Consider the following 18027-nt stretch of genomic DNA (forward strand, 5'->3'; position numbering starts at 1 on the left):
TTCTGAAAAATGGAAAATATGCTATGTTGGAAGAATAAAAGAACAAGGAGAAGGGTGGCAAAGGGATGGAGCAAATTGAATTTCAATCGATCCAAACAAATGGTGTAACACTTCACACAGCAATGGCTGGACCTGAGAATGGCCCGCTGCTTGTACTGCTGCACGGGTTTCCTGAGTTCTGGTACGGCTGGAAGAACCAAATCATGCCCCTCGCTGAGGCAGGCTATCGTGTCGTCGTTCCTGATCAAAGGGGCTACCATCTAAGTGATAAGCCAGAAGGAATCGAATCCTACGTATTAGATCAACTGAGAGATGATATCGTAGGGCTGATTAAGACGCTTAGTCCGAATCAAAAGGCGATTGTGGGTGGTCATGATTGGGGCGGAGCAGTTGCTTGGCATTTGGCATCCACACGTTCTCAATATGTAGAGAAATTAATCATTGTCAACATGCCGCATCCGCGGGTCATGATGAAGGTTCTTCCGTTTTATCCCCCGCAGTGGAAGAAAAGCTCCTATATCGCTTTCTTTCAGCTTCCGAATGTGCCAGAGGCAGCACTTCAAGAAAATCACTACCAACGGCTGGATGAAGCCATTGGGCTGTCTGCACGACCACACCTATTTACAAAAGAAGATGTATCAAGATATAAGCTGGCTTGGACGCAGCCAGGTGCCATGACCTCAATGCTGAATTGGTACCGCGCCATCAAAAAAGGCGGCTTTGAAAAGCCGATATCTAAACGCATTTTAGTACCTGTTCGCATGATCTGGGGGATGGAGGACAAGTTTTTAAGCAGAAAGCTGGCGAAGGAATCGATGAAGATTTGCCCAAATGGTCAGCTGATTTTTGTCGATGATGCATCTCATTGGATCAATCATGAAAAGCCAGAAGTGGTGAACAAACTCATACTCGAATTTTTGAACTAAAGAAAAAAGCTCTGGTCAGACGACCAGAGCTTTTGTGATTTATCCGATATGATTCTTTTTCAACGAAGCAGGTTCGTCGTCCCAGCATTCAATGTTCTCATTGTTTGGAACGGCATTTTTATAAAAGACTGGATCTTTCCCCTCTTTTTTCTGCCGTGAATAATCCTTTAATGCTGCAAAGGCGACTTTAGACAGCATGGTAATGGCAATGAGGTTGACGATGACCATTAACCCCATAAACAGGTCGGCAAGATTCCAAACAAAAGGAACACTTGCTACAGCACCGAATAAAACCATGACAATTACCGCAATACGGTATCCAATCAACCATGCTTTGCTTGATTTAAGGAACTCAATGTTCGTTTCCCCATAGTAATAATTCCCGATCAGCGTACTAAACGCAAATAAGAAAACCATAATGGCAAGAACACCAGAAGCCCAAGGACCGATGTGTTCACTCAAAGATGCTTGAGTGAGCTCAATACCTGTTAATTTTGTCGTTTTATATGCACTTGAGAAAAGGACGATAAAGGCAGTACTTGTACAAATAATCAGGGTATCAATTAAGACACCAAATGCTTGAATCAGTCCTTGCTTCACAGGGTGGCTCGTCACGGCAGCTGCAGCAGCGTTTGGTGCGCTACCCATCCCTGCTTCGTTTGAGAATAGACCCCGTTTGATTCCTTCCATAATGACGGCACCCATCGTACCACCTGCAAACTGCTCAATACCGAATGCATGTGAAATAATAGTATGGACAACACCAGGCAGTTCAGTAATGTTTGTAATCATGACAAAAAGAGCAATACCAATATATGCGACAGCTAAGAAGACCACAATGTATTCTGCCATCTTGGCAATCGTTTTGACCCCGCCGAAAATGATGATACTAAATCCAATAGCCATAATGACGCCTACGACCAAACGATTTGTGCCAAATGAATTTTCAAAAGCAATGGTAATGGTGTTCGACTGTACAGCATTAAAGACAATACCGAAAGAAATGGTGATTAATACAGCAAACAAAATCCCCATCCAGCGTTTCTTTAAGCCTCTTTCAATATAGTAAGCGGGACCACCGCGAAAGCCTGATGCATCTTTTACTTTATACACTTGGGCAAGCGTACTTTCAACAAAGCTTGACGCGGAACCGATAATGGCTAGGATCCACATCCAAAAAATAGCGCCAGGACCACCCATGGCAATTGCGATCGCAATCCCAGTAATGTTCCCAGTTCCAACCCGAGCCGCCATACTAATAGCAAAGGCTTGGAATGGTGATACGCCAGATTTTTGTTTATTTGTTCCTTCTTTCAGAACGATCACCATTTCCTTAAGCATACGCACTTGAAGGAAACGAGACCTGAATGTGAAATAAAGGCCGACAAGAATTAATAGTGCAACAATAATATATGACCATAGAAAACCATTTGTTGTTGTTAATAAACCATTCATAACATCACCTCTTCTAATTCATCCTATTTCTTTAAAAAATACTGAGATCCCACTCTTTGGCGAGCTTTTTCAGCATCATGACACCGGTAATACTATTTCCACAATCGTCAATGGCGGGACCATAAATACCGATTCCACAGCCTGTCTGAAACGGGAATTCTCTTCTTGCGCTTGGCGGAACGCAAGCCATAATTCCTCCAGACACACCACTTTTGGCTGGTACGCCTACGAAAGCAGCAAAATTACCTGATGCATTATACATGCCGCATGTCAGCATCAATGCCTTTGTTAGTCTTGCGATATCTTTTGGGATGACTTGGACTTGTTTAAAGGGATGGTAGCCATCACTTGAAATAATTAGTCCAATCAAGGCGATGTCCTCAGTTGTGACCTCGATGGAACATTGCTTTAAATACACTTCTAATGTGTCCTCGACATCTGATTCTAAGTAATTGGTTTCTTTTAAGTAATAAGCAAGAGCACGGTTGCGGTGCGCAGTTGCCCATTCTGATTGATAAACCTCTTCATTAACAGATGGACGCTTTCCTATTAAGTTTTCGATTAAATCGAAAATATATGCTAGCTTTTCTGTAGAAGTCTTTCCGGGAAGGATGGAGGATACGGTAATAGCTCCAGCATTAATCATTGGATTAAAGGGCTTCCCCGGTTTATGCATCTCAAGGCGGTAGATGGAATTAAATGCATCACCAGTTGGCTCTACATCTACCCGGTCCAAGACGTAAGGAACGCCTCTTCCTAAACAGGCAGCTATAAAGCTGATGACTTTTGAGATACTTTGCAGGGTAAAGGGAACGTCCCAATCACCATATCGTACAGATGATCCATCTGGGCCTATCACGCTGATACCAAGTTGAGAGGAATTCACTTTTCCGAGTGCTGGAATGTAGCCAGCATTCTGCCCGTTTTTGTAATACGGACGTATTTCTTCTGCCCATTGATCAACAGAAGACTGGCATGCGTGTTGTGTATTATTAGAAATTGCTGTTTTCATACGATTCCTCCAATCAAAAATCAAAAAGTACCCTATTGAATTGGCGGATGACAAAAAATGCGATCAAATAGGCACGAAAACATGTTACACATCTTCAAAGAACTTGTCATGCGCTGCTTGTACCACTCCTTTACACCTAAATATATGTTCAATTGAAGGCTTTGGCGGCGAAAAAACAAAAAGGGTTTTTAGTGAAAATTCAGAAAACGCTTACATATAGTTTCACTAAAATTGTTCATTCAATTTATCTTGGAAACTACACAATCTGACGAAAATCTACAGAAAAACTTACAAATAAAAATCGGTTTGTCGATGATTGTCTAAACAATTCCCATTATTGTAGACAATCACCAAAACACTGAATAGCTGAAAGGTCACCATGCCGCCTCGGAGAATAGTCATAAAAAAGGATTTTGGGGAAAGAAGGAGCTGTGAAAATTATTTTTTTGCACATTGTGAAGAAAAGAGTCTCCTTGTATACTGTGGCTATGCAAAAAGGGGAAGGGATGTCAGTCATTTGAGTTTAAACCAGCTTGTCAAAAAAGACGCATTCATTTTAATTTTTATGGTGGTTATTGTGCCGCTTGCAGGAGAACTGAAGTTTTATCCTGTGAATGAGACGTTCCGGATCAGCTTTGGCGCACCTGCGTTTTTCTTTTGTTTATTACTCTTAAGGAAATCTAGACCGTTTTTGCCTGGGTTTTTAACAGGCGCAGCCATTGTGCTTTTTCGAGTAGGCTTAGATCTGATTCAGCATCATGCTGATCTCGCTGCATCATTTTATCAGCAATTCCCAAGTTTCTTTTTCTATTTTACATATGCATTTCTGTTCTTTGCCGTCCGTACGGGACGTTTTAAACAGCGCTCTATTTTTATTGGCATCATTGGTCTCATGATTGAATTAGTGGCTGATTTTGTTGAGCTCTTTGTACAATTTTTAGTGTTTGATACGACGATGACGCTATCAAAGCTGAGTGATATGTTTCTCATTGCGTTTGCTCACAGCTTTGTCGTAATCAGCTTTTTTAATATGATGAAGCTATATGAGGCACAATCAAGAGAGAAGCAAATCATGAAACAAAATGAGCATATGATGATGGTCATTTCAAATTTATACGAAGAAACGGTTCATTTAAAGAAAACGTTAAAACATACAGAGCACATTACGCAAGAATCATACAGGCTTTATCGTCTCTTGCATGAACACGAAGCAGGGAAGAAAGTGAGTCAGGAGCTATTGAAGCTTGCAGGAGAAATCCATGAAGTGAAAAAGGATAATCAGCGTATATATGCTGGGCTTTCGAAGCTAATTTCTAAGGAAAATATGCAAGACTATATGAAGGCAGAAGAACTCGTTCAAATTGTACTCCGCATTCAAGAAAAGTATGCGCTCTCTCTAGGGAAAAACATCTCCTTTATATCTGATATAAGGGGCATTCATTTGCATGATTATCATGTGTTCATTTTTTTATCGCTCATTAATAATTTAATGGCAAATGCGGTTGAAGCCATAAAGGATACTGGAATGATCTCACTCGTATTGAAAGGAAGTCATGATAAAATAGAGATTCGGATTGAAGATGATGGCCCGGGGATTCCTGAAAAAATGAGAGAAATAGTATTTGATCCAGGCTATACTTCTAAATTTGATGCATATGGAACACCATCAACTGGGATTGGATTATCCTATGTGAAAGAGCTGGTTAAAGAGCTTGGCGGTCAAATTAAAATCGAACAAAGAGAAACAAAGGGAACAGCTTTTCAGCTAATCCTTCCTATACAAAATTTAATACAGAGAGGGTGAGTGTATGCGATTTTTCATTGCAGATGATGATCGTGCAATACGCTCGATTTTAGGTCAAATCATTGAGGATGAAGATTTGGGAGAAGTCGTAGATGAAGCCGATGACGGAGTTGGATTAGAAGCCCATTCATTGAACCTAAAAAAAGTAGACATCCTTCTGATTGACCTTTTAATGCCTGCTAGAGACGGCATTCAAACGATTCGTCATATTCACCCTGAATTCAAAGGTAAAATCATGATGATTTCCCAAGTAGAGGCGAAAGAGATGATGGCAGAAGCCTATGAATTAGGGATCGAATATTATATTCATAAACCTGTCAATCGAATTGAGATCGTCAGTGTGATTCGAAAAGTCATGGAGCGTATTAAGCTGGAGAAATCGATATATGATATTCAAGCTTCCCTTCGCCATGTGCTGCCGTTAGAGCCTGTAATTTCTCATGATACGACGGGTGCTGGGGCGAAAAAAAGGACGATGAAAGAGGCAGGGGAATTTCTCTTATCCGAACTAGGAATTGTCGGAGAGAGCGGTTCTAAGGATTTACTAGAGATCCTGATCTACTTACATGAAACACAGTCAGCCAATTCTCATGAGGTCAATTTCCCGCCGCTAAAGCAGCTCTTTATCAAAACAGCGGAGAGGAAGCTGGATCATGGAGCAACCGATGTAGAAGTGATGAGGGAAGTGAAAGCGGCAGAGCAGCGGATTAGACGAGCTATTCACCATTCCTTGAATCATTTTGCTTCACTAGGATTAACAGATTTTTCGAATCCTAAATTTGAGCACTATGCGTCGAAGTTTTTTGACTTTACCGATGTCAGCCAAAGAATGAAAGAGATGCAGAAGACCTCTTCATCCGCAGGATCGACGGGCAGAGTCAATACGAAGAAGTTTGTTCAAATCTTTTATTTTGAAGCAAAGCAGTTATTTGAGGGAATGAGCTGAAGAAAATCTGTTGGAATGATTGGAGAAAATAAACAGAAAAAGACCGCTATTCCTATGATCTGTCGTGATCTTTATGTATCTTTGTTATTTAACTGATCATTCTGATTTTTCTTTTTTCTTGAAAATAAAACTCTCCTGTGCAATCGTTTGTTAAAATAGTGAGGTTAGACTAGAATGTCGGAGGTTTTATTTTGGGAAAAATTAAACGAAATGCGCTCTGCTCATGCGGAAGCGGAAAAAAATATAAACATTGCTGTGGTCAAAAGTCAGGCGGAGAACAAACGTCTGAGCTTGTGTTTAAGGAAGCTGTACAAGTTCAAAAGGATTTAATGAATTATGCTTTCTCTAAGCATCAGAGAGCCATCAATCAATTCATTAATGAGTTTTCTTTCCTTGCAGATATGGATAAAGAAACGCAACAAATTTCAGTTTTCCATTTGAGTGTATGGGGCATTTTCTTCCGTCCATTAACGGATCAGAAAGAAACCATCTTCCAAGAATTTCTGACAAAGAAAGCAGAGGATATTACCCGTCCGAAAACAAAACAAGTGGTTCAATCATGGACAAACATGGAACCATCTTTGCTTTTATTAAATGAAAAAACGGACGAGTCTCTTTACTTTGAGAATATGGTGACAGCTGAGAAGGTTGAAGTAGATGTAAAACCGGATCAAACAGTCTTGCCTGAAAAAGGAAGTCTCGTGCTTGGATTCCCTGTTCAATTTGAAGAAAAAGCAGAGTTTTTCATTCAATATACGATGTTTGCGAAAGAGTTTACAGATACGCTTCTTCTTCAGGTTCGTCAGCTTGTTGAAGCATATGAGGCAAATGGAGGGGCACGCAGTACATTTATGAGAGAATCATTCCCTGACGTGCTGAAGTGCATGTTTGCGAAGCAAGAAGTAGAAGAATCAGAAACATCTGCTCAAACAGAAGGCGATACTGGTCTATCAGCAGATCGTATGGACTGGGCAAGTGACGTTCAGCTGGAAACAGCTAAGCTGATTGAAGACGGAATGAAGGAACACGGTGATCAAAGCCTGACAGATGGCGCTTTAACTGTGTGGAAAGCCTATTGTGATCAGAAATCACCTGTGATCCGTAAAGCAGCATCATTTGCTGCGGGAATCGAATATTACATTCATTCACTTGCAAGCGATGCCCCGCTTTCTCAAGCGCAAATAGCGAAAAAGTATGGCATTAGTGCGTCTACTGTATCGAGCCGTTTTAAAGATATTGAAAAAGCGGTGAAAGAAGAGCAAGAGGCGACTGTATAGCATAATAGAAAAGACGCGGCACCTTCATGGGCCAGCGTCTTTTTTGTTGATGCTTATCTTGTTTTAATAAAACCGCTCATGTACTGCGATGTATTATAATCGTTGAGGTCAATTTTCCACTGACCATCCCCATTACGTTTCATTTTCACTTCGTATTCAGCTGGGCTGGAGACTGGGGGAAGCTTCTCGAATTCAGACGCGTACATGTCTAAGCTTTTCTTATACAATTCTTCTTTAGAGCGGATCTTGCCGTTGTAAAACTCGTCTCTTTGCTTGTCTAGCTTGTCTTTTAAGTTAGAAGCATCAATGCCTGTTACTTGAGCGACAACCTTCGCCTCGTCATCAGAGATGGTTTTCACACTTGTTTCTACTTTGGCTTTATCCTTCATGGTGTTTTGAATGCGTTTATACATAGACAGAATATCACGATCACTTACTTCATTTCCGTACATTCCGGCACTTCTTTTGAAGTCTTTGACAAACATTTCGTGGTATTTATTGACGACATCCGATTGGTTGTCACCTGTTAAATCGGCAAATTGATCGTTCTTTTTGTCAAAGACAATCATATCGGTATAAGCGGATAGCGCCTTTGCAGGGTTATCCAGCTTTTTCGCTGTATCCAGTATTTTGTTTCCATCTAGGTTGATTTCGATCGAATCACTGTTTTTCTTGATGCTGTCTTGGTACACGAACTGATATTTTTTCCCTTTGTCTACTAGGAAATAAAGAGCACCTGATTGTGATTTGCCTTTGTTCAATGAACCGAGGTCAAGGCGGTCTTTACTGCCGTAAAATTTTAAATCAGATACTTTGGCATCGTCCTGATAAAGGGAGAAGTCAGAGTTATATAATGAAAGGGCTTTGTCACCTTTGTTTGTGATCGTCAAGTTGACTTTTAAAACCAATTCATTGTCTCTTAGCGTAGTTGTTGAGTCTTCTGGTAACGTATATTCGTAGCTATTGACTTTTACCTCTGCTGTTTTTGTTGATTTTTGATCAGCGTTGCTTGATTTGGCTGAGCTCTGGCAGGCTGCAGAGATGATCATCACGAATGAAATCATGAGGAGTGCACTTATTTTTTTTAGATTCACAGTTGATGCTCCTTTGCTTTTCTTTCGTCATTTCATTCCCGCTATCTGACTATGAAAAAAGAAACAGATAGAATGGTATATTCGGGTGTTAAAGGGGAAAATCTCCTTATGACGATTTGCACTATTCATTCTATCGAAATTCAATCATGATGAGGAATAGGTTTTAATCCCTATCTTTGAAAGAAATTTACACAAACATCTTTAATAAAAGGAATTTTGTAAGTCTAATATACTAGTTAATAAGAATTAATTTATAGATTTATCATGGGTTTTAAATGTTTTTTAGGTAAAAATCTTGAAGTGAAGGTGTTAATGCTTTTAGAGAGATGACTATACGTCCCTTCATTTTTTCAGCATCTACCTGCTATGTTAATTTTCAGAGAGCAGGATACTTGAATGTTGAAAAGGATTCATGGGAAAATAAGGATGATTAAGCAGATAAGGGAGATGAGCTTTTGAAAAAGGTAACGCTTGGACGAACTGATTTACAGGTGAATCCGATAGGGCTTGGTACGAATGCGGTAGGTGGACATAATTTGTTCCCGAACCTGAGTGAAGATGCCGGACGAGAGCTTGTGGAGACGGCTCTTGATCAAGGTGTCAATTTCTTAGATTCTGCTTTTATTTATGGGCTGGGCCGTTCAGAGGAATTGATCGGTGAGATCATTGCCAAAAGAGGCGGCAGAGAAAACCTTGTCCTTGCGACAAAGGGGGCTCATAAAGAAGTAAACGGACAAATTGAACTGGATAACAGCCGGGACTTTTTAAGAGAGCAGGTCGAAAATAGCCTGAAACGACTGCAAACAGATTATATTGATTTATACTATATGCATTTCCCGGACGGCCGGACGCCGCTGGAAGAAGTAGCAGGCACATTAAAGGAATTGAAGGATGAAGGAAAAATCAGGGCAATTGGTGCATCAAACCTTGATTTTGAACAGCTTCAAGCCTTTAATCGAGATGGCTACTTAGACGTGCTTCAGTCGGAGTATTCTCTGCTGAAACGTGAGGCAGAGCAGGATCTTCTCCCATACTGTGTCGAGCATCGTATTTCCTTTATTCCTTATTTCCCGTTGGCGTCAGGCCTGTTGACTGGGAAATTTACGAAGGATGCGACATTTGATGATATTCGAGCAAAAGACCCGCTTTTCCAAGGCGAGGCGTTCCTGCAAAACCTCGAAAAAGTAGACAAGCTGAAGGCAATTGCACAATCAAAGAACGCTGAAACGGCACACGTCGCACTGGCTTGGCTTTTAGCGCAGGACGGCATCGACGCCATCATTCCAGGTGCAAAACGAGCTGAGCAAGTTCTGCAAAACCTAAAAACAAACGATGTTCAATTAACAAAAGAGGAAATCAATCAAATTGACCACATTTTCTCTTAACATAAAAAAGGTGCTCAGCTGCACCTTTTTTTTATGACATCGTAAGGGGAATTTTGATGACGAGCCGCAAATTTGGAGAACGGTAAGTGAAATCAAGTTTACCGTCTGCCTTTTCAACAAGCTGATGAATGATATACGTCCCCATTCCTTGATGATCGCCGCCTTTTGTCGAGCGCCCATAGGTTTTGAACAAATGGTCTAACACGTGTTTTTCCATTCCTTTTGTGCTGTTCTCACAATGGATTAAAAAGAGCCCGCTCCGAATAGAGGTCGTGATTGAGATGCTTCCCTCGTTCCCGGCTTGCTTCGCTTCAATCGCCGCATCTAGGGCATTATCAAGCAGGTTGCCAGTAAAACTAACCTGATCCGCCTTAGAAAACGGAAGCGATGAAAAAGGTGCTTGAAGGTCTAGTGAAAGGGCAATGTCCTCTTTTTCAGCCCGCTCAAAAAAGGAGTGCAGGGTTGAGGCCAAATAAGCATTTTCTCCTTTAATCCATGGGAAATGTTTCACGTATTGCTGAATCAAATCCTTGATCTCATGTTCGTCGTTCGACGCGGAAAAGGCATTTAAATGTCTAGCTGTTTCATGATGTTTACTGCGCAGCTCAAGCAGCAATTCATTGGTTCTTGATTCTGCGTTGATCAGCTCTTGAAGCCGTCCATTTAACCGTCTCTCCGTCTGCATCATCTTCAATGAAAGGATATCTGCTGTCATGATGATTATAAAAGCCAAAAGAGAGCTCAGCCCATTTCCTTGCGTCAGAAAAAGGGAAAGACCTGCACAGGTGAAGAGCACAAAAGCGCCCAGCATCACATAACCACTCACATGAGACAAAAACCTTTTGTACATGAAGAATGTATAAAGACAAATCACACAAAAGGTGAGGAGCCACAGCACCCCAGATGATAGCGGCAGAAAAGCTTCAACAGCTGCATGAAATGCAAGACCTAGCCATATGAGAGCATACATGCGGAATCCAAGATAGAAAGCGTTCACGTTCGTTCTCCTTAAAAATAGTATTTCTTAAAGTATTCTAATTGCTGCTTGGTCATCATGGCTTTTTTATCCGTACCTTCAAAAGACACGATAAACGAATTTTTGGCATACGCCGAGAAGTTCTTAATGTAATGAATATTGATGATAAACGATCGGTGGGAGCGGATAAAATCTCTTTCAGCCAGATCGCCTTTTAACTCGTTTAATGTCTGATATGTCTGGATATCTCCTGTTGTTGTGACAATGGTGGTTGACCGTCCTGTTCGCTCAACAAAAATGACATCCTTCTTTTGCAGCACATGAATATCTGACTGCTGCTTAATGAGAAGCCGTCCATGAATGCTTTTCTCCTGCTTGGTGGACAGATAGCGATCTAAGGATTTGGCAATTCGATCGGCTTGATAGGGCTTCATAATATAATCATGAACATTTAAATCAAACGCATGGACCGCATATCCGCTGTTTCCTGTCACAAATACAACATCGACATTCAGTGCGTGAGAGTGAATGAGATCCGCTAATTCATAACCGGACATTCCGGGCATTTCAATGTCTGCGAACAACAGGTCAATGTCTCCCTGTTTGACCTTCTCGTATGCATCCTCTGCTGACTGCGTGACAAAGACAATGTCCACAGCCTCCATTCTGCCCACAATGGCATGCAGTTTTTCTAAATCTACTCGGTAATCATCAACGAGACCTACTTTTATCATAAAAATCACCTGTGACTCTTCTTATTATTTGTCTATTTTACCATTTGTTTTTTTAAAATAGATCATTTCAAGACAGAAAAAGGACGTTTCGCGACATTTTTATGTCAGGGAAGCGTTATTTTTTCTATCATAGACTTAGAAAGTTGAAAGGGGCGAACCAAATGATTACTCTCAGCGATTGCAGCTGCTGGTTTAAAGATAAGAAAAAAGTCGTGAAAGCAATGAAACACATGACGTTCTCTGTGAAGGAAGGGGAAGTCGTTGGCATCTTAGGAGAAAATGGTGCAGGAAAAACCACATTATTGCGCGCCGTAGCCACATTATTAGAGCCTACGCACGGAACAGTCACTGTCGCAGGCTTTGATACGGTGAAAGAAGCAACTGAAGTGAAAAAGCGAATTGGTGTTTTGTTTGGCGGTGAGACGGGGCTTTACGATCGTTTGACGGCACGAGAAAATCTTGAATACTTTGGCAAATTATATGGCTTAGATCAGCATGAAATCAAAGCAAGAATAGAGGATCTGGCAAAGCGTTTTGGGATGAGACAATATATGGATCGCAAGGTGAAAGGATTCTCAAGAGGAATGAAACAAAAGGTGGCAATTGCCAGAACCTTGATTCATGATCCTGACATTATCTTATTTGATGAGCCGACAACAGGCTTGGATATCACATCAAGTAATATTTTCAGAGACTTTATTCATCAGCTCAAGCAGCAAAATAAAACCATCCTTTTTTCAAGCCACATCATGGAAGAAGTCAGCCAGCTTTGTGACAGTGTCATGATGATTCATCAAGGAGAGCTTGTGTACAAAGGAACACTTCCAGAATTATATACACAGGAACAAAGTGATGACTTGAACTATATCTTTATGTCGAAGCTCGCTAGGGGGATTTCATAATGTGGAAAACCGTATTTTTAAAAGAAATGACAGATGCGCTAAGGGACCGAAAAACCTTACTCTTAACAGTGCTGATTCCTCTTTTGACGATGCTTGGACTGGTGTTCTTTTATGAAAGCATGATTGCAGATCCAGGGGATGAAACCTATACGGTCGCAATCAATGAAAAGCTTCCAACTGAAATGAATCAAATGATCAAAGAGGTCAAAAACCTCACGCTTGAAACATTTGATGACCCGCAGCAAGCTGTCAAAGAAGGGAAGGCGAATGCTTACCTGGAAATGCCGAAAGAGGCTGACGACATGCTTCAGCATCAAAAATCATTTGCGATTAAAATTCATGGGTACACAACAGATGATGATTCGGTCATCGCGGTTCAAATGCTGCAATCCTTACTGGAGCAGTATCAAAACCAAATCGTAGAAAAGCGTTTAGCCGCTGATCAAATCAATACATCTGTTATTCATCCATTTCAGGTGCAGGCCGTTGATGTAGAAGAAGGCGATGAAGGGGAAAATGGAATGACCGCTATGCTTTTGTCGATTCTCCTTCCGATGATTTTGGTGACCTCCGTTATCTCAGGAGCTTTGCCAGCTGCGCTTGATATTGTAGCGGGTGAAAAAGACCGGAAATCCATTGAAGCGTTGTTCCTGACACCTGCCAGCAGACTTCATATTCTCATAGGAAAATGGCTTGCTGTCTCCATGTTCGGGATTTTAAGTGGAATTGTGGCGATCGGCATGCTGCTTTTATCCACGCTGCTCTTTACAGAAAAGCTAAAACAAGCACTGAACTTTGGTGATCAAATGTGGAGCATTATCGCCGTCATGTTTGCGGCGCTTATCATCTTCTCATTCATGGTATCGATGATTGAACTGCTGCTCAGTGTCGTTTCAAGCTCAGTGAAAGAAGCGCAATCGTACATGTCCATGATCATTACATTAGGTGTGATCCCAATGTTCTTTACCATGAGAGCAGGTGCTACGCAGCTAGATACGTACTACTTTGCTGTCCCATTCCTTAATATTCATGCATTGTGTAAGCAATTGATGTTTGGCATCATCGATCCGATGTCCATCACTCTGACACTCGGCTCCTCAGCCCTCGCAGTCGTCATCTTGTTTGTCATCGTGAGAAGCTTGTTTATGAAAGAAAAGTGGATGCTTGCAAAATAAAGAAACGCCCTCTATGATAGAGGGCGTTTTCAAGTGAATGCCGATCACCGTATGTTTTAGTTTAAGAAACCGAATTGATCCAAGTTCTCTAAATAAAATTGAAAATACTCGTTATGAATATCAACTGGATATTCTTCTAACTCATTTTCAATAATTGCACCTACAATTAAAGCATTTAAATACCTATCAAGCTTTTCGCAGCTAGCTCTTACTTGAGATTCTGAAATATATAATCCATCTTTACTTTCTAAAATGATATCAATTCTTCTACCTTCTTGTTCATCAAGCAATAAGTGATTATACTCCCATTCTTTGACTCTCTTGGGGTTTAAGGGATGTTCACGATTATCAAGTATTTCTTCACGATGATTCTTTTTTTCCTCATTTGAAAACAATTGAATCAATATACTTGGATCATCTATGACAAAACATTTATATATCTTATTATACTCAAAGTGATCATCATTTACTAAATCTAAAATTTTTGTTTTTGAAAATTCTCTAGCTTTAAATTTAGACGTTATCATCTCAGCGACTCGTTCTTTAGTAAAAATCAATTGATCTTTTTTATATAAATACTGTTTATATAGCTTTTCGTAATTATACATTGTTCACCTCTATTAATTATTTAACAGGACCTCCGTAGAATGAATGAGCTTTTGGAGTTCTTTTATAGGGATGCCAGTGATAATAATACCATGAGAGCAGGAGCTACGCAGCTAGATACGTATTACTTTGCTATCCCATTCTTAATATTCACGTACTATGTAAGTAATTGATGTTTGGCAGCGTGAGAAGTTTGTTTATGAAAGAAAAGTGAATGCTTGCGAAATAAAAAAGCTAAAAACTTGTAGATTTTTTCTGCAAGTTTTTTTATATCCAGAGATTCATATAAAAGAGGTTCACGATCGGACAAAAGAAATGGCATAATAGAAGGCGAAATGACATTATTATCCTAATTTAATTAAAGAGGTGATTGGTGTATGTCTTATCAAACAGATGATGATGATGTGCTAGAGTTATGTAATATATATGCTCAACAAACACACCATTTTGAAGCGTTTATTTTGGGAAACAGGAAAGGGTTATTGGAATTAAGAAAAGCGATAGATGAGGCATTAGAAACGGGTAGTTCCGTTGCACATTTATATCCATCTGATTTTGAAGGATATGAAACGTATGTTGCTTTAGTAGATGATGAGCAAAAGTTTGAGAAATTAATGGACCCTTATGTAGAGGAATACGCACAAGAGGAGGATGCGGTTGATCCGGTTGAGGTGATAAAAGAGTATGAAGCTGTAAAAGAAAATCCTTCATAATAGACCGTATCTTACTTTCTTGGCTGCAATTCGGAACTAAATATAGGGATCAAACAAAAAACCCCCGGCATCGGGGGTTTTTCATTAGTTCTTGATGAATTTTTCAACTAATGAGCTTGTTTTGTAATCGTTCAAATCAAGTTTCCATTGGTCGATGTCATTTTTCTTCATGTTGACTTCTACTGTTTCTTCAGAAGATGAAGGTCCTAATTTTTTGAACTCTTCTGGGTAGATCGAGAGTAAATATTTTTGTGCTTCATCATAAGACGCTGTACGGTTTTTGCTGTAGAACTCAGTTGCTTTTTCTTTTAAACGATCAACAAGCGGGCTTGCGTCAATTGGTGTGAGAGTCACAGTCACGACGGCTTTATCACCGCTGATTGATTTTGTTTTTGTTGAAACTTTTGATTTTTCAGCTAATGTTTCTTTCACAGCTTTTAACAGCTTATCAAGGTTTTCATCTTTCGCTGAACTAGAAGAAATACCTGATGACGTGATGTAGCCTTGTTTGAATGATTTATTAAATTCGTTGACAACGGTTGATTTGTTATCACCTGTTAGTTTTTCGAACTCGTCGTTATTCTTACCAAAAATCATCACATCAATATAAGAAGAAAGGGCTTTTGCAGATGCTTGAAGTGTATCTGCTTTTTTCATTAAGTCTTTTCCTTTAATATCGAACTCTAGTGTTTTGTCATCTTTTTTAGAACCAGTGCCTGGCTCTGTGTATACAAGCTGATAGTCTTTGTCTTTATCAACAACAAAGAAAAGACCGCCTTTTGATACTTTGTCTGCATTTAGAGAGCTTGAAGATAATACTTCGTTGTAGTCATCTGGAGAGATCGTAGACACCTGTGCGTCATCTTGGTAAAGCGTGAAGTTGCTTTTATCAACATTTAGAGGCTCTTTGCTGATATTTTTTACAGATACATTCACTTTTAGAACATACTGATCATCCTGTACAGATGTATCGTATTGAGGTGGTAATGTGTACTCAGCACTTTCTACCTTTACCTCTGCTGCATCAAGGGATTTTGTATCTTTTTCCTTTGCAGCTGACTTTTCTTTTCCACCACTACAAGCAGCAGCGACAACAGTGACACACAAGATCAGAAGAAACAGGGATAATTTCTTTTTAAACATGACGTGTTTTCCTCCTCGGGTTTATGATGAATTTCATTGGAAAGCTTTAGTTCATATCGTTCTTTTTGCACAAAAAGAAAAATACTGTATGTTTTTTACTGTAGAATGAAGCGAAAGTACTGTCAATACTTCAGTGCGTTTCAAAGGTCGCACAGCTTCAAGTAGTAAAAATGACACTAAGTTGAGAGGAGAAACTTGTAATTTATTATTTGATATCTCCTGTAAAAACTCAACATTTTATATTTTAAGGTTTTGAGTCGGATTATTGAATAGGTTCAAATGACTGTTTTTGACGAAGGTGTAGCAATTAGAAGGATTTTTATGACTTGTAAATGAGTCTATAGTAATGAATATTTTTTCCTGTTATGTGTATGATCACTTGGTTTGTGTGTTGTTGGCAGAGAGACACATGTCCAGCAAAATGTTGAGGTGTTTAGACAGGCTCTCGACACTGAATGTGTCTTTTCCCGTCAAAATGGCAGTCATCTACACAGAAAGACCACATAAAATAAAAGAGAAACGAAATGGAGGTGGATGTATGGCAGTGGTAAGAGCGACAAGCTCTGATATTGATCTAATGGCCAGACTGCTGAGAGCGGAGGCAGAAGGTGAAGGGAAGCAAGGGATGCTGCTCGTAGGAAATGTAGGCATCAACCGGTTGCGTGCCAACTGCTCTGACTTTAAAGGGCTGCGTACGATTCCACAAATGATTTATCAGGAGCATGCATTTGAAGCGGTCACGCATGGTTATTTTTATCAACGAGCACGAGAAACGGAAAAAGCACTAGCGCGGAGGAATATTAACGGAGAACGATTTTGGCCGGCAAAATTCAGCCTTTGGTATTTTAAACCGCCCGGAAATTGTCCACCGACTTGGTACAATCAGCCGTTTGTGGCAAGGTATAAGTCGCATTGCTTTTATCAGCCAACCGGTGAAACATGTGAAAATGTCTATAACACCTTTTAGCTTGATGAACAGCACAATCCTCTTAGTCAACGATTGCAGAGGGTTGTGTTTTTCTTTTTTTCAAAATGGGTAACCATTGTGTATCAACAAGATGAAGCACGTGATTGGGGGAAATGAAGATGTATCAAGATTTAAAAGGAAAAACAGCCATTGTCACAGGTTCTTCAAAAGGAATCGGACAAGCCATCGCATTACGATTTGGACAAGAGCAAATGAATGTGGTTGTAAACTATAAAGGCGATGAAGATGGTGCTGAAGAAACGGTACAAGCTATTCAGCAGCGCGGAGGTCAAGCGGTGAAAGTACACGCAGATGTCTCCAAAGAGGAAGGAATTCAAGCCATCATGGATACAGCACTGGAGCATTTCGGTACAGTAGATGTGTTCGTTAATAATTCAGGCTTTAATGGCGAAGAAGCGATGCCGCATGAGATGACGCTTGAACAATGGCAAAAAGTCATTGATGTCAATATCACAGGCGCCTTTTTAGGAGCAAAGGCTGCGATCGCCTATATGATGGAGCATGACATCAAAGGGTCCATTTTAAATATATCCAGTGTCCATCAGGAAATACCGCGCCCGTTCAATGTTCACTATTCCACTTCCAAAGGTGGAATGAATATGATGACGAAGACGCTGGCTCTTGATTATGCGGAAGCAGGGATTCGGATCAATGCGATTGCACCAGGTACAATGGGAACCGAATCGAATGATGATTTGCAGGATGAACAGAAAAAACAAAAGCAGCTTGAAAAGATTCCGATGAGAGCCTTTGGCGAACCGAAGGAGATTGGGTCCGCCGCTGCATTCCTCGTATCTAAGGAAGCTTCGTATATCACAGGCACCACCTTATTTGTGGATGGAGGAATGACGCTTTATCCTTCTCAAATCAATGATTAATACAAAAAGCATC

Annotated in this window: 17 protein-coding genes; 10 read left to right on the forward strand and 7 right to left on the reverse strand. The window is 40.3% G+C overall.

Annotation, left to right across the window (positions count from 1 at the left end):
* The first annotated feature begins 65 nt into the window (after nucleotides 1-65).
* Nucleotides 66-926 carry an alpha/beta fold hydrolase gene (locus C6344_RS15110; RefSeq protein ID WP_060595462.1) on the forward strand — a complete coding sequence of 287 codons (861 nt, stop codon included), beginning with the start codon at nucleotides 66-68 and terminating at the stop codon, nucleotides 924-926.
* A 39-nt stretch (nucleotides 927-965) separates the two neighbouring features.
* On the opposite strand, the gene C6344_RS15115 is transcribed toward C6344_RS15110, so the two are convergent.
* Nucleotides 966-2381, reverse strand: coding sequence for an alanine/glycine:cation symporter family protein (locus C6344_RS15115; RefSeq protein WP_060595463.1), 1416 nt, complete (start codon nucleotides 2379-2381; stop codon nucleotides 966-968).
* 31 nt (nucleotides 2382-2412) lie between these two features.
* Nucleotides 2413-3393, reverse strand: a complete 981-nt coding sequence (locus tag C6344_RS15120) for a glutaminase (protein WP_008342152.1) — start codon at nucleotides 3391-3393, stop codon at nucleotides 2413-2415.
* A gap of 517 nt (nucleotides 3394-3910) precedes the next feature.
* Between C6344_RS15120 and C6344_RS15125 the strand changes: the two genes are divergently transcribed.
* The 3 genes from C6344_RS15125 to C6344_RS15135 all read left to right on the forward strand — a co-directional run bounded on the left by C6344_RS15125 (nucleotide 3911) and on the right by C6344_RS15135 (nucleotide 7420).
* On the forward strand, nucleotides 3911-5197 hold the full coding sequence (locus C6344_RS15125; protein ID WP_106037057.1) for an ATP-binding protein: 1287 nt from the start codon (nucleotides 3911-3913) through the stop codon (nucleotides 5195-5197).
* A 4-nt stretch (nucleotides 5198-5201) separates the two neighbouring features.
* Entirely contained in the window at nucleotides 5202-6143 is a 942-nt protein-coding gene (locus tag C6344_RS15130; protein WP_066031376.1) for a response regulator, read from the forward strand.
* 191 nt (nucleotides 6144-6334) lie between these two features.
* Nucleotides 6335-7420, forward strand: coding sequence for an SEC-C metal-binding domain-containing protein (locus C6344_RS15135; RefSeq protein WP_106073068.1), 1086 nt, complete (start codon nucleotides 6335-6337; stop codon nucleotides 7418-7420).
* A gap of 53 nt (nucleotides 7421-7473) precedes the next feature.
* Here the strand turns inward: C6344_RS15135 and C6344_RS15140 are convergent, their stop codons facing one another.
* Complete coding sequence (locus C6344_RS15140) at nucleotides 7474-8514, reverse strand: DUF4352 domain-containing protein (RefSeq protein ID WP_066031374.1); 1041 nt, start codon at nucleotides 8512-8514, stop codon at nucleotides 7474-7476.
* 455 nt (nucleotides 8515-8969) lie between these two features.
* Between C6344_RS15140 and C6344_RS15145 the strand changes: the two genes are divergently transcribed.
* Nucleotides 8970-9899: an aldo/keto reductase gene (locus C6344_RS15145; protein WP_060595468.1), complete on the forward strand. Its 930-nt coding sequence runs from the start codon at nucleotides 8970-8972 to the stop codon at nucleotides 9897-9899.
* A 31-nt stretch (nucleotides 9900-9930) separates the two neighbouring features.
* Here the strand turns inward: C6344_RS15145 and C6344_RS15150 are convergent, their stop codons facing one another.
* Together C6344_RS15150 and C6344_RS15155 are read right to left on the reverse strand one after the other, a co-directional pair.
* Nucleotides 9931-10896 carry a sensor histidine kinase gene (locus C6344_RS15150; protein ID WP_060595469.1) on the reverse strand — a complete coding sequence of 322 codons (966 nt, stop codon included), beginning with the start codon at nucleotides 10894-10896 and terminating at the stop codon, nucleotides 9931-9933.
* Nucleotides 10897-10907: 11 nt separating this feature from the next.
* Nucleotides 10908-11609 carry a LytR/AlgR family response regulator transcription factor gene (locus tag C6344_RS15155; RefSeq protein WP_060595470.1) on the reverse strand — a complete coding sequence of 234 codons (702 nt, stop codon included), beginning with the start codon at nucleotides 11607-11609 and terminating at the stop codon, nucleotides 10908-10910.
* 161 nt (nucleotides 11610-11770) lie between these two features.
* On the opposite strand from C6344_RS15155, the gene C6344_RS15160 reads away from it, so the two are divergent.
* Both C6344_RS15160 and C6344_RS15165 read left to right on the forward strand, forming a co-directional pair.
* Nucleotides 11771-12511 (forward strand): ATP-binding cassette domain-containing protein, encoded by a 741-nt coding sequence (locus C6344_RS15160; RefSeq protein WP_024427223.1) that lies wholly within the window; start codon nucleotides 11771-11773, stop codon nucleotides 12509-12511.
* Nucleotides 12511-13686 (forward strand): ABC transporter permease, encoded by a 1176-nt coding sequence (locus C6344_RS15165; RefSeq protein ID WP_060595471.1) that lies wholly within the window; start codon nucleotides 12511-12513, stop codon nucleotides 13684-13686. The genes C6344_RS15160 and C6344_RS15165 overlap by 1 nt, the downstream gene beginning before the upstream one ends.
* Nucleotides 13687-13742: 56 nt before the next feature.
* On the opposite strand, the gene C6344_RS15170 is transcribed toward C6344_RS15165, so the two are convergent.
* Nucleotides 13743-14294 (reverse strand): hypothetical protein, encoded by a 552-nt coding sequence (locus C6344_RS15170; protein WP_106037061.1) that lies wholly within the window; start codon nucleotides 14292-14294, stop codon nucleotides 13743-13745.
* A gap of 375 nt (nucleotides 14295-14669) precedes the next feature.
* On the opposite strand from C6344_RS15170, the gene C6344_RS15175 reads away from it, so the two are divergent.
* Nucleotides 14670-15005 (forward strand): hypothetical protein, encoded by a 336-nt coding sequence (locus tag C6344_RS15175; protein ID WP_060595472.1) that lies wholly within the window; start codon nucleotides 14670-14672, stop codon nucleotides 15003-15005.
* 84 nt (nucleotides 15006-15089) lie between these two features.
* On the opposite strand, the gene C6344_RS15180 is transcribed toward C6344_RS15175, so the two are convergent.
* On the reverse strand, nucleotides 15090-16148 hold the full coding sequence (locus C6344_RS15180; RefSeq protein WP_060595473.1) for a DUF4352 domain-containing protein: 1059 nt from the start codon (nucleotides 16146-16148) through the stop codon (nucleotides 15090-15092).
* Nucleotides 16149-16686: 538 nt separating this feature from the next.
* On the opposite strand from C6344_RS15180, the gene C6344_RS15185 reads away from it, so the two are divergent.
* Nucleotides 16687-17115: a cell wall hydrolase gene (locus tag C6344_RS15185; RefSeq protein ID WP_034664257.1), complete on the forward strand. Its 429-nt coding sequence runs from the start codon at nucleotides 16687-16689 to the stop codon at nucleotides 17113-17115.
* Between the two features lie 119 nt (nucleotides 17116-17234).
* Nucleotides 17235-18014 carry a glucose 1-dehydrogenase gene (locus C6344_RS15190; RefSeq protein WP_060595474.1) on the forward strand — a complete coding sequence of 260 codons (780 nt, stop codon included), beginning with the start codon at nucleotides 17235-17237 and terminating at the stop codon, nucleotides 18012-18014.
* Nucleotides 18015-18027 lie beyond the last annotated feature (13 nt).

This window comes from Bacillus sp. GBSW19, assembly GCF_002998655.1.
GTDB lineage: Bacteria > Bacillota > Bacilli > Bacillales > Bacillaceae > Bacillus.